The sequence below is a fragment of the Christiangramia gaetbulicola genome, assembly GCF_003054225.1.
Taxonomy (GTDB): Bacteria; Bacteroidota; Bacteroidia; order Flavobacteriales; family Flavobacteriaceae; genus Christiangramia; species Christiangramia gaetbulicola.
Genome location: NZ_QBKQ01000001.1, coordinates 530,093 through 544,852, shown reverse-complemented (window position 1 = coordinate 544,852; position 14,760 = coordinate 530,093). Strand labels below are relative to the sequence as shown.

Sequence of the window (14,760 nt, the reverse complement as noted above, 5' to 3'; positions counted from 1 at the left end):
CTTATCTATTTATTCCTCTGTTATTTCCGTTATCGCGTTTTAACGCCTTTTCTAGACTAGGATGTAAACTATAAAGGTCAGACCCTATTTCAATTTTCCTGTTTTTAATAGTTTTCGAGTCAAGAAATAATTCTTTAATTAAATTAGAACCTGTCAATTTCCAATTTACTTCGCTGCCTTTGAATTCTGAGTTTTTGAATTTGTATCGGAATCCTTGCAACTGGTTTGATTTATTGATAATCGGTCTGACTTCAATTTCCTTTTGTTTTAAAAGTTTGAAATATTCATCTATAGTTTTCGGTTTTTTCTTTATTACCGATTGATGATTTTTAAGGATTTCATTTCGTACGGCTTTTGTTTTGTTTCTTTTCCTTATTTGAATTTCCTCGACAGTAGTAAGATTCAACTCTTTTGCTATTTCTTTTGCAATTCTCTGACATTCCTTGCTAATAAATGAATCATTATAAGCCTTACCTTGAAAATTGATGCGGTTACAGTAAAGGTGAATATGCAAATGTGCTTTGTCGTTGTGGGTGAATCCTATGGCTTGACGATCACCAAATTGAAGTTTCTCCATAAACCGTTCACAAATGTTTTTCAACAATCGCTTATTCAATTTTTCTTTATCTTCTATGCAGGGACTTATTACAATACTTATAGTATTTTTAATACAAACCGTATTCAATCGCTGAATCATTGCAAATTCCTTTGAGATCTCTGCAGGATTATCTCCTATTAAATTTTGATTAAACACAATTTCAGCGTCTTTTTCATTGTTCCATCCATATTTAATGGAAGCTTTAGTGTGGGATAAACAAGAGGCTTTACTTATCATTTATTTAATTTTTTTAATTGTTCTTTTATTTCATCAGCTAAATCATATACCGCCTTGGTTAGACCTGGATCTTTTTTCCTAAACATATTACCAATCCATTTGAAGTTGTTGTGGAATGTTACCAGATTCTGATATATTTCAATTTCCTCTTCGGTTAACCTTTGAACGACTTTTTTATCCATAGCTGATCTTCTGCAATATTCACTAACACTTAAAGAAGCATTTTTGGCTTTTATTCTTATAAGTTTTTTTTCAAAAATGGTACATCGAAATTTTGTAACTACTTGTTTCATTTTTTTTGTTTTCTTTTTGTGAATAGAATGAGCAAAACAAGAGTGTGTTTTGGCCTTTGGGCCACAAGCACACCTCTTGAAATGCCACTCTGTTTAATTAATTATTTATGAGGTTGAGAATTCATGATAAATTCATTTAAGTCCTTGAAATCTTTGTATTTCTGACTATTGTCTATGACGTTTGTTCTACAACTCTTTAGGAAATTGAAACCACGTCTACCGGCATCATCATTATCAAAGAATATCTCTATAGAGTTATAATTTTTTAGGAGGGGAGTTGCTTTTCGAACTAATGCTGTGGAATTACAAATGATAAAATCAGAAGCATTTGAATTGAAGGAAAAATAATCCTGATAAGTAAGGAAGTCTATAAAACCTTCGAAAATTTTTACTGTGTGTGAGTTGTTATTTATAGTGGTAATATCTTTTGCGCCTTTACAACCTTTAAAATATTTATTGCGAAGCTCTGTACCACCTGAATTGTTTCTGAATGCAATGGCGAAGTAATTCTTACCCTGGCACTTAAAGTAAACTTCAAAACAATAGGTTTTTGCTATAGTTTGAGATATACCTCTGGATTTCAGATAATTTAATAACGCTCTATTCTGTAAATTCTGTTCTTTAAGGACTTCATACTTAAATTCCTCTTTTCCTCTTGAAATTTTCTGCTGTTGAAAAGAAAAAGAACCCTCGCCCAAAAAGCTTAATGCACTGCTTACTGAGCAATTTTTTAAATGGGTAATCAAGTCAATAGGGTTTCCCCCGATTCCTTCCCCGTGATCATACCATTTATTTAATCTTTTTGAAACTTTAAAAGAGGGTTTAGTTTCGTTGCGGAAAGGACTGAGAAACCAGGCTTCATTATTATTTTCTCTTTTACATACTGCATTCAATTGTTGCAGTAAATCAAGTAAGTCGATTTTTTTGGCTGACTCACAATTTATCTTTTTTTTCATATTTTAAAATTTTAAATTACCTTCTTACCTATGTATTGATAATCAATTATTTGTAGTTGGAATCAATGATTAATTAAGTCGCCTGTCTTACCTAAGGTCTCTAATTGAGGTAAGCTGAAGGTGACTTTAATTCATTAATCTTACCTATTTGAAATACTTGATATTTAGGGAACCACCTTTATCTAGGTAAATAGGTAAGATGATTTTAATATTTATTTATTTTCTAATTCCCAAGGGCTAACTTTGAATAGAGGTTTTGCCAAATAGCCATACAGTTGTCGCTTTGGATGTTTCACTCTCGGAAAATTTTGAGCGCTAAGTGCTCTTCCCATATTTATCTTACTTAAAGACAAATTGAGAGAATTAAGGTCATTGGTAATTTCTGTTGCAGTTAAGAAATCAGTCATTTCTTTTCCTGGGTAATAGTACTTTGTAAGAATTTCTTCTTCCTGAGATAATTCTCGGTATTTAGAATTTCGAATCTCATTTAATCGGATATCTTCCAGAGTTAAGGTTGGCTCAAAAGATTTATCCTTATAGGCTAAATAATAGGCCTGAGCCCAAATGCTATTTATATCTATTTCTGATTTATAAGTGAAATCTATTTTACCTTTCAATTCAAAACAAAGCCACCTAACAGAGCCAGTTTCATCTTTCAGAAATGTGAATTCGTTAGTAGATCCGAGAAATGAGCATATGCGTGGGAGTTTAGAATTTTTACGATCATAAGGTAGTCTCTCGTTGATTCTCATCTTGGACATCATAGCTTTCCGCGAACCCAAGTCTTTTTTATTTTCACCATCAAAATCATCAAAAACAATTAGGAAATTCCTGGTTAATTGAATGTTTGCATCTTTTCCCCGGCCAATTTCTTCAGTATAATATGCCTTCAATCCAGGTGGGCAAATGTCTCTACACCAGGAAGTTTTACCAGAATTCTGACCTGGATGTACCAAGACAAAGCATTGTTTATTTACATAATTAGGTTCTAATGCACATCTTACAGCACGTACTAAAAACTTTTTAAAGTGATATTGGAATTGGTCCGCAAATTCTACTGGGACAAATTCTGCATATTTTTTTATCCAATCAACTTTGTCCCACTCCGGTAAATTCTCAAAATAATCGCGCATAGGATTATAGGACTCTATAAAATCAGATTTGATAAAGATTTCGAGTTTAGCTATTGATATTTTTATGCCCTCACTTTCAAGTTCAATTAATAAAGACTGTAAATTCAATATTCGCCATTTAGTATTATTTAAAAGTCGTAATTCGTAATCATGGGAAATTTCATTGTAGCGCAATTTGTATTTGGAAAAGATGTAATCTGAAGTTTGATGGTAAACGGTTTTGTTCTTTGGGTTTTCAAATCCATAGAAAATATTTTTAGCTTTCATAAAATGAATTTTTTGTTGAAAAGCCGTATATTTGCATAGCTTTCAACTAGTTAAACGGTTGTAAAAAGAATTAGACGTGGAGTGACAGCTCCACGTTTTTTTAGTTAAGATTTAACCAAGTCGGGATTATTTCGAGCGGTTTCGAGAAGTTCTCGTTTAGAATAGAATACGGAACCTGCTATTTTATAGAATGGGATAAGATTCTTTTTCCTCCACCCAATTAAGCATTGCTCAGTTTTACCAAATAATTTAGCTGCCTCTTTTTGGGAAAGTCGATCTTCTTTTGGATCTATAACGGTCTGATTTACTAACTCGGTTTTCCGAATCCTGTTTACAACCAGTTCTACTGTGTATTCAAGGTCTTTTTTTGTGAAACCATAAAGAATAGGTTTGTACATAAATAATAAATTTAGTTAAACAATTCATTTCTGTTCTGTTTTGCTAAATTCTATTAATGTTCTAAAAAATTGGCAGATCACATTTTTTTGTAGTTACGAAATGTTAGCTATCGTTGCTTTTAAGCAGGATAATAATTTCCTCAGTGTAAATGATGTTTTATTCTTTTTACAGCTTCGTTGGGAAATTCTGTCTTGCTGTAATAATAATTTCGGAAGGTATTTGGATCATTAATTTCTTGAAATAATTGAAGCTTTTTAAACAGGGTTAAAAGATCTGGAACCTTTTTAAACTTAACTATTTCTTCAGTAGGTGTTTTGTCCCTATTTATATTTTTAGGCCAATTGGATAGAAATTTTATTAAAGATAATAGTTCATATCTTGATTCTTTAAAAACGCTTAAATTAGGGATGTTCATTTCCTCAAAATTGTTGCTTGAGGAATGAAAGGTGTCTATGAACTCCTTTATTAATTCTCTTTTCTCTTTATTTTGTTTTTTTATATCGAGCCATATGAAAAATATTGTATAGATTTTCTTTTTATCATAATTAAAAGCAAGTAAATTTCTTAGTCTTTGTTTTTTGTTTCGTGTAACGAATCCTTCTAAATACAAATAGATGTTTTCTTTACCTAAATTCTGCTGAAAATCGAAATTTAAAATTAACCATGAAAGGTCTGTTTTGTACATTTTAAGGTATACCCAGGTAAAATTCTGTTTGTAATCTTTAATTGAATTCGTTCCAGTTCGAATTTCAATTTCATTCGGTAGTGAGCTTAATTTTCTTTTAAACGCTAATTTAGCCTGTTTACTTAAATCTCTATTATTAATAATCTTTTGTTCAGACTTTCCATAAATTTTTGAAAGATCGTTTTTTATTATTTTCATCCAATCTTTCAGAGTAAAAAGAAATGGTGAAATGGCTAGCAAATTAGGATCGTTCAGTAAAATAGGTTTTGGATTGGTCAATACCCAGTCAAGATCGGAGAGTCCATAGCTTATTTTTAGAGTATTTAATGAAGCTTTAATTTTGTTTACCAAATATTCATCTATATCGCTGATGAATTTCTCCCAAGTATATTCTTTCTTAATTCCTACAGGTCTAAAATCTTTTATTTCAATTTCAATAATACCTTCTTCATCAATCCATTCATCCTCACCTATATTATTTTTATTTATTCTATAAAATTTCTCCCTTAATTGAATAAAGTAGAATGATCTATCTATTGGATTTAGATGATTTATATCATCCAAGTACATGATTTTATGGAATAATACGGGATATCTATATTTAAGTTTTTTTAGGTGTCTCACCTTAGTTTTATTATTAAATCGCATTTTTTAAAGCTTATTCCAGGTATTATCCATTTCCTGCTTTTTAAAATCTTCAGCAATTTCTACATAACGCTTAAATGATTTTTCATCAATATTTCCAGTTATATTTCGAACAACCATTTCCTTCATTCCGAGGAATAGAGAATTTGTAATAAAGGTCTTTTTGGCGGTGTGACTAGTGATGAGCTCATGCTTTGGCTGTACTTTATCTACTCGTCTTTGACCAATATATCTTGTAGTATTAACTGGTGTATCTATTCCCACTTTTTTGCAACATTCCTTTATGTATTTATTAAATTTTTGTCCAGAAATTGAAGGAATAGGTTCGTAGATGGTGCCGGCATACTTTTTAAGTATCGCTTTAGAAAAATTATTGAGAGGTGTTACATGCCCTATGCTTTTAGTTTTCTGAATACTCAGCCGAATTTCATCAGGGTAAATATTAGATGGCTTTAGTTGGCTCAAATCACTGAAACGTAGCCCGGTGAACGCACCCATACAATAGAAATCTCTAACGTGCTCTAATCTTTTAGAATCGAACTTATAGTTATAAAGCGCCATCAGTTCATCCATCGTTAAGTAAATAACTTCGATAGTATTATGAATCGTTTTGAACTTTTTAAACTCAAGGTTCTCATGATAATTCCTTTCATAAGCCCAGTTCATAAAGGTTTTGATTCCAGCTATGAGTCTTCCAAAATAATTATTTAGAGTATTCCTTTCATTGAAAGCATAATCACGGAATTTTTCATAGAAATTCAAATCGATATTATTGAAGCTTAGATCGTAATTTGAATACTTTTGGAAGTCTTTTATAAAATTTATGGTTGATACATATTTTTTTATTGTACCCTCTGCTTTAGAGCTGCGATTAGTTTCTATAAATTCATCAAACGACTTAATGAATTTGGGAGCGATGGAGTTTTTGCCAAAGTTTTTGTTCTCTAACTGTTGCAGAATATAATTTTTGTCAGCTTCGATATCATTCAAAAGAGCATATCGAAATATTAGTTTAACCTTATTTTCCAGATCATCTAGCTGTTTATTATATTCTACATGAAAATTATAATCCTCAGATTTCAGGTTAGGTTTAATTCTTTGATTCTTCCAATACTTCTCTAGGGTTTTTACGTTGCGCACACTTTTTCGAATTCTCTCGCCATTAGAAGTAATCAACATTCTTACAGGCATCAGCCCACTTTTAGTGATTTTATCTTTTCGAAGGGTGAAGGATACCTGCATATATTTGAACTGAAATTAATAGAATGTAGTGGAATTCTTATTAAAACTAATTAAAATTGATTAAACAGGGGGCTCTATAGGGGGAAAAAAATTTTATAAAATTGATTAACATCGATTAAACAGGATTAAACCAATGGTAGTCACACGCTAATACACAGCGTTAATACTGGTTAAAAACTATTAAAAAAGTATAGTAGCCCTAGTAGGCCAACAAAGTGCAAAAAGCCTGAACGAAAGTTCAGGCTTTTTTAGTTTATGGTTTTTAGTTCGGTGTTTGTAGCTCATAGTTTTTAGAATGTAGCCTTTAGTCTGTAGTTCTTTGATCTGGATACTATAGTTGAGATTGCTTCGGCGAAGCCTCGCAAAGACAATAAACAATAAACAGTTATTATAAAGAATTTTCAGTATTCTCACTTCCAGTGTGATTTCGAGCGAAGGGAGAAATCTATGGTAGTTCGTAGTTCGGTGTTCGTAGTTTGTAATCTTTAGACTGTAAAATGTATTTAGTATTTTATGGTTCTTTGTGCGATATGGCCTGTCAGACTGAGCGCAGTCGAAGGCTGTCTTTTCAATAAACAATGAACAATGAACAATATTCAATTCTAAATTTTAATTTACTCACAACTCACAACTCACAACTCACAACTCACAACTCACAACTCACAACTAACTTCTCCCTTGACAGCTCGTTAAAAAATTGTATTTTTGCCTATTCAAAATTTCTCCACTTTCATAGATACCCTACTGCGAGAAATTTACATTCTGAAGATAAAAATCGCAGTATGCCCTGGTATGTAATACGTACAAAACCGCAACATGAAATCAAATCGGCTAAGATCCTTGAAGATCTAGGACTGGATGTTTATTGTCCGGTGATTACAGAAGTGAGGCAATGGACAGATCGAAAAAAGAAAGTTACTTTACCCTTATTTAGAACCTATCTATTTGCTAATCTGGAAAATAGTAATCGAAACCGTGTGTTCGATGCTCCAGGAGTTCTTGGTTTTTTAAACTGGCTGAATAAACCCGCTATTGCTAAACCCGAAGAGATCGAAGCTATAAGATCCTGGTTGAATAATGACCGCCTGGATGGTTTTGAAGTCAACAACCTGAAACCTGGGGATAAAGTCGAGATAAAATCGGGTAAACTGGCAAAAAAGGAGGCCATCATTAAAGAGGTCGGGAGTAAGAAGCTTAAACTAATCCTGCCTGATATAGGGTGGACGCTCACCGCTAATGTTCAGGATGTATTATAAATGCTTTAACCCTTAATTTGCCATCATAATCAATAGAATTCCATCCCTTATTGTCCTATATAATCAAAGCCTACTTATAAATAAATGAATACATTTTTCCAGTTAAATCCCCGAATAATTATAGCTGTAATTCTACTTTCAGTTCTTTCAAGCCACGCGGTAAAATCCCAGAAATATAGTATTGGTGTAAAGGCCGGGGTGAATTATAGCCTGAATGATAATGGGTCTGAAGTACTTCGAAATGCTGTGCAATATAGCGCAGAATCTGATTTTGGTTACCAGGCCGGTGCTTTTCTCGAGATGAGTTTCGGTAAGTGGCTATTGCGACCGGAGGTATTTTTAAATAAGACCAGTGGGAAATTTGAGTTTCAGGAGTCACCTTCTACCTATAGTTTAGAAAAGTTCAGTTTGCCCTTGTTATTTGGATATAATGTTTTGGAGTCTTTGGATGTATATGCCGGCCCAGCCTACCAGTTCATTCTTAATAAAGAAATGGAAAACACCCGGGAGCCATTGTTAGATGATCATAGTAATCTGGCCGCTCAAATTGGATTTAAAATAAGCTTTAATAGGCTGGAACTGGATCTAAGATATGACTTCACCTTTCCGTCTGAGGACTTTCAAATTGTTAATTATAATAACGGCAACCGGGCTTATTTTGATGAAGGTCGATTAAACCAGGTGTTGCTTAGTCTGAATTATAAGATTTTCGGGAGTAATTCATCTTCAACCCGGCGCGGAGGAAGCTGTTATTTCTGATAGATTTTTAAGCCTTTATTGCTGTTTTGCAGTCTGATTCACAGTGTTTTGTGTAATTTTAATAAGTTTTTTTTAACTTAATAAAACCATATTTTAACTCAAAACGCTGAGTATCTTTCAACTATTTTTTAGTTTTCTTCCTTTTCGTTAAAGACTTATAAAATTAAGTTAAAAATTTAACACTTATAATTTTGTGCTTCCTAAGAGGTGAGGTTATATTTGCCGCCTCAAAGAAACAACCTGAACTTAACCCTACTTATCATTTTTCCTGGTCATGCCCTTGATTAGGATTATCCACTCAGGTTTTATCAAAAATTTTTACGAGAGTTACCATATGTGACTCACGGCGGCGAAGCCCTGTTTTTACTTCAATATTTTTAAGAAAATGATCAACGAAAGACCAAGAATTGCCATAATTGGATTGGGATATGTGGGTTTGCCACTAGCCAGGCTATTTGCTACAAAATTTCCTGCGGTAGGATTCGATATCAATCAGTCAAGAATTAATGAGCTGAAAAAAGGACATGACAGTACTTTAGAGGTTGAAGATAATATTCTTCAGGCTGTATTAAAGCAATCAAATCCTGTAAAAAGCTTTAAGCTTGAGATAGCAGGTGATTTCGAGATTGAAGAAGAAATTAACACTGGTTTATATGTTACTAGTCACCTGGAGGAAATCGCAGACTGTAATTATTACATCATTACAGTTCCAACTCCAATTGATAAAAATAACCGTCCAGACCTGACTCCACTTTACAAAAGCAGTGAGTCTGTAGCAAAAGTGTTACAAAAAGGAGATACAGTGATCTATGAATCTACAGTTTATCCAGGAGTTACCGAGGACGAATGTGTGCCAGTGCTGGAAAGAGTAAGTGGTTTGAAATTCAATGAAGATTTCTTCGTAGGCTATTCGCCCGAGCGCATCAATCCCGGAGATAAAGAACATACGGTAGAGAAGATATTAAAGGTTACTGCAGGGTCAACTCCCGAGGTTGGTAAAAAAGTAGATGCACTTTATAAGGAGGTTATTATTGCCGGGACCCATTTAGCTCCGACTATTAAAGTAGCAGAAGCTGCTAAAGTGATCGAAAATTCACAACGTGATATCAACATCGCTTTTGTGAATGAATTGGCTAAGATCTTCAATAAAATGAATATCGATACTAATCATGTTTTAGAGGCGGCTGGCACCAAATGGAACTTTTTACCTTTCAAACCCGGACTTGTTGGTGGTCATTGTATAGGAGTAGATCCTTATTACCTGGCTCAAAAGGCACAGGAAATTGGATACCACCCAGAGATCATCCTTGCTGGAAGGCGCATGAACGACTCCATGGGTAAATATGTAGCCTCAGAAGTCATCAAACTGATGCTTCAAAATGATCTGAAGGTTAAGGGAGCAAACATCCTGGTGCTGGGAATCACCTTTAAAGAAAATTGTCCTGATGTACGTAATACTAAAGTGGTAGATGTGGTCGAAGAATTGAAATCCTACGGCACTAATATTACTATTTATGATCCTTTGGCAAATCCAGTAGAGGTTCAGCACGAATATAAACTTACTTGCAGTCCTGAGCTTGTCGAAGGGCAAAAGTTCGATGCGGTCGTTTTAACCGTGGCGCATAAGGAGTTTTTATCAATGGATTTGGATGCGCTTAAGAATGAAGACGCTGTGGTGTATGATGTAAAAGGAATATTGGAAACCGTAAACGGTAAACTTTAAATGCAAAAAGAGAGATTTAAAAAATTAGTAGGTAAAAAGATATTAGTTACTGGCGGAGCTGGATTTATTGGTTCTAACCTTTGTGAAGAACTAATAATGTTAGAGGCAGAAGTTACCTGTCTAGATAATTTTGCTACCGGACATAAGTACAATCTTGATGCGATAATAGATCATTCGAATTTCACCTTAATAGAGGGTGATATACGAGACCTGGAAACCTGTCATAAAGCCTGTGCCGGTAAGGATTATATATTGCATGAAGCTGCCTTAGGCTCTGTGCCAAGGTCTTTAAATGATCCAATAACCAGTAATGAGGTTAATGTATCTGGATTTTTAAACATGTTGGTAGCAGCTAGAGATGCGGGTGTTAAACGTTTCGTCTATGCTGCCAGTTCTTCTACTTATGGAGATTCCGAGAAATTACCTAAGGTAGAAGATGAAATAGGTAAGCCTTTATCTCCTTATGCCATAACGAAATATGTCAATGAACTCTATGCAGATATTTTTCATAAGGCTTATGGTTTAGATACTATCGGACTTAGGTATTTTAATGTGTTTGGAAGAAAGCAGGACCCTAATGGTGCTTATGCAGCTGTTATTCCAAAATTCGTGATCCAACTGATGAACCATGAAAGTCCTGTAATTAATGGCGATGGTACTTATTCCAGGGACTTTACTTATATAGACAATGTGGTTCAAATGAATTTGTTAGCTATTACCACAGAAAATAAAAATGCCCTCAATCAAATATACAATGCTGCTGTAGGGGATAGAACTAATTTACTTGAATTAACTCACTTGCTTAAAACCCACTTATCTAAATTTGATCCAGAAATTAGTAAGGTTGAGATCAAGCATGGGCCAAACCGTGTTGGGGATATTCCTCATTCTTTAGCCTCTATAGATAAAGCAAAACATTTATTGGGATATGACCCAAAATTTAAAATTGAAGAAGGAATTACCGAGGCGGTGGAATGGTATTGGGAAAATTTAAGGCCTGTAAAATTATAAAAGTGAGAATTATCTAATATATAATATATTGAACAGTGGTCTAAATAATTATTCCGTATTTATAGAGTAAGTTGAAAGCTTTAATTACTAAAATTAGAAATAATACGTTTTTAAAAAATGTATTATTAGTTTCTTCCGGAACAGCATTAGCTCAAGCCTTAGCGTTGTTTACAACTCCTTTAATTACTAGGTTGTATACTCCAGACGATTTTGGCGTCTACTCTCTGCTATTTTCTATTATCGGAATTTTGGCATCTATAAGTACACTAAGATATGAAGTAGTAATCCCTATAGCCAAATCGGATAAAATAGCTCAATATGTGATAGAGCTGGGAATATTGGTTCTTATTTTATTTATTACCATACTGGCTCTTACTATATTTTCATTTGGAGGTTTTCTTTTAACCTTTTTCGGTATTGAATCTCTAAGAGAATTTTTGTGGGTTATTCCTATTGTATGTCTTTTGATAGGAATGTATAATCTATTTTCATATTGGGCTATCAGGAAAAAAGATTTTAAAATATTAACCAAAACAAAATTTGCTCAAAGCATAACAGGATCCGCTTTTAAAATTTTTGCCGGATTTGCCGGTTTTGGAGGCTATGGTTTAATTATAGGAGGGACATCTGAAAAAAGTGCCGGTATTATATCTCTGTTTAAAAGTGTTCGGAAAAATAAAATCAGATTATTTAATAATTTCAATTATAAAAAATTATTAGTAGTTGGAAGAAAATATAAGGATTTTCCATTGTATCAAACCGGCTCCCAATTCCTTTTAAGTTTTGGGCCGCGACTACCTTTATTCTTTATAGCGGCATTATTTGGAGTGAAATTTTTAGGCTTATTCGCACTGGCTAGCTCTATAATCAGTGCTCCTATTAATCTTATAGGAAGCTCTGTTTCCCATGTTTATTTTGCTGAAATAGCCCAATATGGGAAAAATAATAATAGAAAAATCTATGAATTAACGATTGGAGTAATAAAAAAATTAACCTTGTTGAGCTTGCCGGCCTTATTTGTTATTCTATTATTTGGCCCAGATTTGTTCGAATATATTTTTGGAGAGAATTGGCGAGATGCTGGTAATATTTCCAGATTTTTAATTTTTATAGTTTCTGCGAAATTTATTGTTAGTCCGGTAATGCATATTTTGAATGTATTAGAATGGCAATATTTACAACTTAGGATTAACATAATTAGAATTATTCTAATTACAGTTTCCTTTGCTTGTGCTTATTTATTCAATATTAGCTCTAATTATTCGATCTTATTATATTCAATGGTTCTAGCAAGCTTTTATTTAATCACCTTTTTAGTAATAATGTTTAAGTTAATTAAAATGAGGTTGAATTAGTGGTATTAAAACTTTTTCGAATACGGTTTAAGTGCAATAATGAAAATTTAAGCAAACTGATGTATTAAATCAGAAAAATATGATGGATAAAAAAGAATTTAAAATTTCAAAATCGGTTCTAAAGGGTAAGGTTAAAGTAAGTGGCGCAAAGAATAGTGCCCTTAAACTAATTGCTGCCTCTTTGCTTACTAGGGAACCAATACATTTATATGGTTTTCCTAGCGGATTGCTAGATGTGAAAATACATCTGGAAATGATTAAAAAATTAGGAAAAGAATATAGAATTCATAATGATCAGGTTTCTATTATTGAAAATACAGATTCTCCAATTACTCAACTAAAATGGGAAGATCGTTCTATTCGTAACACACTATTGATATTAGGTACTCTTGTAACCAGATTTGGTAAAGGAAGTGTTCCTATGCCCGGTGGATGTAAATTAGGGGACAGGAAATTTGATTTACATGTTATGGTTCTTGAAAGTATGGGAGCTAAAGTATGGGAGGAAAACGAGTGTTTATGTGCTAGTGTTGAAGGTAATTTGAAAGGCGCCGATATTCAATTGCCAATAAGATCGACAGGAGCTACTGAAAATGCTTTATTATGTGGAACATTAGCAGAAGGAAGAACAACAATTTGGAACCCACATATTAGGCCCGAGGTTCTCGATTTGATTGAAATGCTGAATAAAATGGGCGCTAGTATTGAGGTTCAAGGGCAAAAATGTATAGTTGTAAATGGTGTAAATGAACTCTCAGGAACTCAACATACAGTCATACCAGATAACATGGAAGCAATAACCTGGGCTATTGCAGCAACAATTACCCGTGGTGACGTAGAAATTGAGAACTTTCCATTTGAACATCTTGAAGTGCCTATGGTGTTTTTAAGGGAAAGTGGAATGAAATATTATCGTAATGGTTCTTCTATGATAGTAAGGGGAGGTATTCCTTATCCAGTAGAAATAAGTACAGGCCCTTATCCCGGAATAAACTCAGATATGCAACCGTTATTCGCGCTTTATGGTGCTAATTCAAAAGGTAATTCTAAAATCGTTGACCTTAGATTTCCAGGAAGATATGGTTATGCGGAAGAATTTGCAAAGATGGGGTTGAATTATAGTGTAGAAGGAGATCTTTTAGTTATTGAAGGAGGCAAAAAATTATACGGTACCGAAGTTATTGCTGTTGACCTCAGGGCTGGAATTTCGTTATTATTAGCGGGACTTATATCAGAAGGCACAACCACCATCAAAAACGCCTGGATGATAGAAAGGGGTTACGAAAATCTAGAAAATAAACTTAAAAATTTAGGAGTTTCAAATTTTAAAATTTTAAAGGGTGAAGTCGTTCAAGAACTTTAATCTGAAAAAATTTAATTCCTATGGAATTACCAGTTACTGTGATACAGTATTTTTTCCGGATAGCGAAAGTGATATAGTTAGATTATTTTCAGAATTGAAAGATTCTCAACCATATATAATTGGGAATGGAAATAATTTAATTCTTTCAAAGGAGAAATATGATGAACCATTTATTATTTTAAATGGATGTTTTAATAAAATTGAAGTTGAAGGTTCAAAAATTGTTGCTGAAGCTGGAGCCACTCTCTTAGAGTTAAGTCAAATTGCCTTAAATCAATCATTGTCTGGATTTGAAATGTTTTACGACATTCCAAGTTCAGTGGGAGGTGCAGTAGTAATGAATGCCGGTTCTAGTGGAGAAGAAATTAAAGATTTACTTACAAAGGTCAGATATTTTGATAGGTCAAAGAATCTTATTGAAGAAATATCTGTGGAAGACATACACTTTGAATATAGAAATAGTTTCTTCCAACAGAATCCAGATAAATTAGTCCTTAAATCATCGTTTCGTCTAAAAGAAGGCAATCAGGAAGCTATTAATGCTAAAATGGAAGAAATTAAAATGAAACGTTGGGCCAAGCAACCTCGGAACTATCCAAATTGTGGAAGTGTATTTAAGCGACCTGAAGGACGTTTTGTTGGACCATTGTTAGATGAATTGAAACTAAAAGGATATCGAGTAGGAGGAGCAATGGTTTCTGAAAAGCATAGTGGTTTTATAATCAATTATGAGAATGCTTCCGGTTACGATATATTAAAATTAATTGATCATATTCAATCAGAGGTTCTTAAACACTTTGGGGTTCAGTTGGAAGTAGAACAAAGAATAATTTAATCA

General features: G+C 33.4%; 14 protein-coding genes. 7 read left to right on the top strand and 7 right to left on the bottom strand.

From position 1 onward, the window contains the following. Window position 1 precedes the first annotated feature (1 nt). From C8P64_RS02380 to C8P64_RS02350, 7 genes are all read right to left on the bottom strand, one after another. Window positions 2–835 (bottom strand): relaxase/mobilization nuclease domain-containing protein, encoded by an 834-nt coding sequence (locus tag C8P64_RS02380; RefSeq protein WP_108170454.1) that lies wholly within the window; start codon window positions 833–835, stop codon window positions 2–4. Further along, entirely contained in the window at window positions 832–1,128 is a 297-nt protein-coding gene (gene mbpA, locus C8P64_RS02375; protein WP_108170453.1) for a mobilization protein MbpA, read from the bottom strand. The genes C8P64_RS02380 and mbpA overlap by 4 nt, the downstream gene beginning before the upstream one ends. 101 nt (window positions 1,129–1,229) lie before the next feature. Continuing rightward, window positions 1,230–2,084 (bottom strand): toprim domain-containing protein, encoded by an 855-nt coding sequence (locus C8P64_RS02370; RefSeq protein WP_108170452.1) that lies wholly within the window; start codon window positions 2,082–2,084, stop codon window positions 1,230–1,232. Between the two features lie 212 nt (window positions 2,085–2,296). Beyond that, window positions 2,297–3,484 carry a VapE domain-containing protein gene (locus C8P64_RS02365; protein ID WP_108170451.1) on the bottom strand — a complete coding sequence of 396 codons (1,188 nt, stop codon included), beginning with the start codon at window positions 3,482–3,484 and terminating at the stop codon, window positions 2,297–2,299. 104 nt (window positions 3,485–3,588) lie between these two features. Then, the gene (locus tag C8P64_RS02360; RefSeq protein ID WP_108170450.1) at window positions 3,589–3,882 is read right to left on the bottom strand and encodes a helix-turn-helix domain-containing protein; all 294 of its coding nucleotides are present in this window, start codon (window positions 3,880–3,882) and stop codon (window positions 3,589–3,591) included. A gap of 140 nt (window positions 3,883–4,022) precedes the next feature. Then, window positions 4,023–5,132 carry a hypothetical protein gene (locus tag C8P64_RS02355; RefSeq protein WP_146167167.1) on the bottom strand — a complete coding sequence of 370 codons (1,110 nt, stop codon included), beginning with the start codon at window positions 5,130–5,132 and terminating at the stop codon, window positions 4,023–4,025. 87 nt (window positions 5,133–5,219) lie between these two features. Then, complete coding sequence (locus tag C8P64_RS02350) at window positions 5,220–6,455, bottom strand: phage integrase SAM-like domain-containing protein (RefSeq protein ID WP_108170448.1); 1,236 nt, start codon at window positions 6,453–6,455, stop codon at window positions 5,220–5,222. Window positions 6,456–7,237: 782 nt separating this feature from the next. Between C8P64_RS02350 and C8P64_RS02345 the strand changes: the two genes are divergently transcribed. From C8P64_RS02345 to murB, 7 genes are all read left to right on the top strand, one after another. Further along, window positions 7,238–7,711 (top strand): UpxY family transcription antiterminator, encoded by a 474-nt coding sequence (locus tag C8P64_RS02345; protein WP_170106618.1) that lies wholly within the window; start codon window positions 7,238–7,240, stop codon window positions 7,709–7,711. An 84-nt stretch (window positions 7,712–7,795) separates the two neighbouring features. Beyond that, window positions 7,796–8,470, top strand: a complete 675-nt coding sequence (locus tag C8P64_RS02340) for an outer membrane beta-barrel protein (protein ID WP_108170446.1) — start codon at window positions 7,796–7,798, stop codon at window positions 8,468–8,470. Between the two features lie 385 nt (window positions 8,471–8,855). Next, on the top strand, window positions 8,856–10,193 hold the full coding sequence (locus C8P64_RS02335; protein ID WP_108170445.1) for a nucleotide sugar dehydrogenase: 1,338 nt from the start codon (window positions 8,856–8,858) through the stop codon (window positions 10,191–10,193). Beyond that, window positions 10,194–11,204 carry an SDR family oxidoreductase gene (locus tag C8P64_RS02330; RefSeq protein ID WP_108170444.1) on the top strand — a complete coding sequence of 337 codons (1,011 nt, stop codon included), beginning with the start codon at window positions 10,194–10,196 and terminating at the stop codon, window positions 11,202–11,204. 71 nt (window positions 11,205–11,275) lie between these two features. Further along, window positions 11,276–12,559 (top strand): lipopolysaccharide biosynthesis protein, encoded by a 1,284-nt coding sequence (locus tag C8P64_RS02325; protein WP_108170443.1) that lies wholly within the window; start codon window positions 11,276–11,278, stop codon window positions 12,557–12,559. A gap of 79 nt (window positions 12,560–12,638) precedes the next feature. Continuing rightward, window positions 12,639–13,922 carry a UDP-N-acetylglucosamine 1-carboxyvinyltransferase gene (murA, locus tag C8P64_RS02320; protein WP_245889641.1) on the top strand — a complete coding sequence of 428 codons (1,284 nt, stop codon included), beginning with the start codon at window positions 12,639–12,641 and terminating at the stop codon, window positions 13,920–13,922. Then, on the top strand, window positions 13,900–14,757 hold the full coding sequence (gene murB / locus C8P64_RS02315) for a UDP-N-acetylmuramate dehydrogenase (protein WP_108170442.1): 858 nt from the start codon (window positions 13,900–13,902) through the stop codon (window positions 14,755–14,757). Before murA ends, murB begins: the two co-directional genes overlap by 23 nt. Window positions 14,758–14,760: the final 3 nt, after the last annotated feature.

What these genes read in the sequence shown, in the direction of transcription:
- C8P64_RS02380 (WP_108170454.1), bottom strand. Translation starts at nt 835, where the DNA reads ATGATAAGTAAAGCCTCTTGTTTATCCCACACTAAAGCTTCCATTAAA.
- mbpA (WP_108170453.1), bottom strand. Translation starts at nt 1,128, where the DNA reads ATGAAACAAGTAGTTACAAAATTTCGATGTACCATTTTTGAAAAAAAA.
- C8P64_RS02370 (WP_108170452.1), bottom strand. Translation starts at nt 2,084, where the DNA reads ATGAAAAAAAAGATAAATTGTGAGTCAGCCAAAAAAATCGACTTACTT.
- C8P64_RS02365 (WP_108170451.1), bottom strand. Translation starts at nt 3,484, where the DNA reads ATGAAAGCTAAAAATATTTTCTATGGATTTGAAAACCCAAAGAACAAA.
- C8P64_RS02360 (WP_108170450.1), bottom strand. Translation starts at nt 3,882, where the DNA reads ATGTACAAACCTATTCTTTATGGTTTCACAAAAAAAGACCTTGAATAC.
- C8P64_RS02350 (WP_108170448.1), bottom strand. Translation starts at nt 6,455, where the DNA reads ATGCAGGTATCCTTCACCCTTCGAAAAGATAAAATCACTAAAAGTGGG.
- C8P64_RS02345 (WP_170106618.1), top strand. Translation starts at nt 7,238, where the DNA reads ATGCCCTGGTATGTAATACGTACAAAACCGCAACATGAAATCAAATCG.
- C8P64_RS02340 (WP_108170446.1), top strand. Translation starts at nt 7,796, where the DNA reads ATGAATACATTTTTCCAGTTAAATCCCCGAATAATTATAGCTGTAATT.
- C8P64_RS02335 (WP_108170445.1), top strand. Translation starts at nt 8,856, where the DNA reads ATGATCAACGAAAGACCAAGAATTGCCATAATTGGATTGGGATATGTG.
- C8P64_RS02330 (WP_108170444.1), top strand. Translation starts at nt 10,194, where the DNA reads ATGCAAAAAGAGAGATTTAAAAAATTAGTAGGTAAAAAGATATTAGTT.
- murA (WP_245889641.1), top strand. Translation starts at nt 12,639, where the DNA reads ATGATGGATAAAAAAGAATTTAAAATTTCAAAATCGGTTCTAAAGGGT.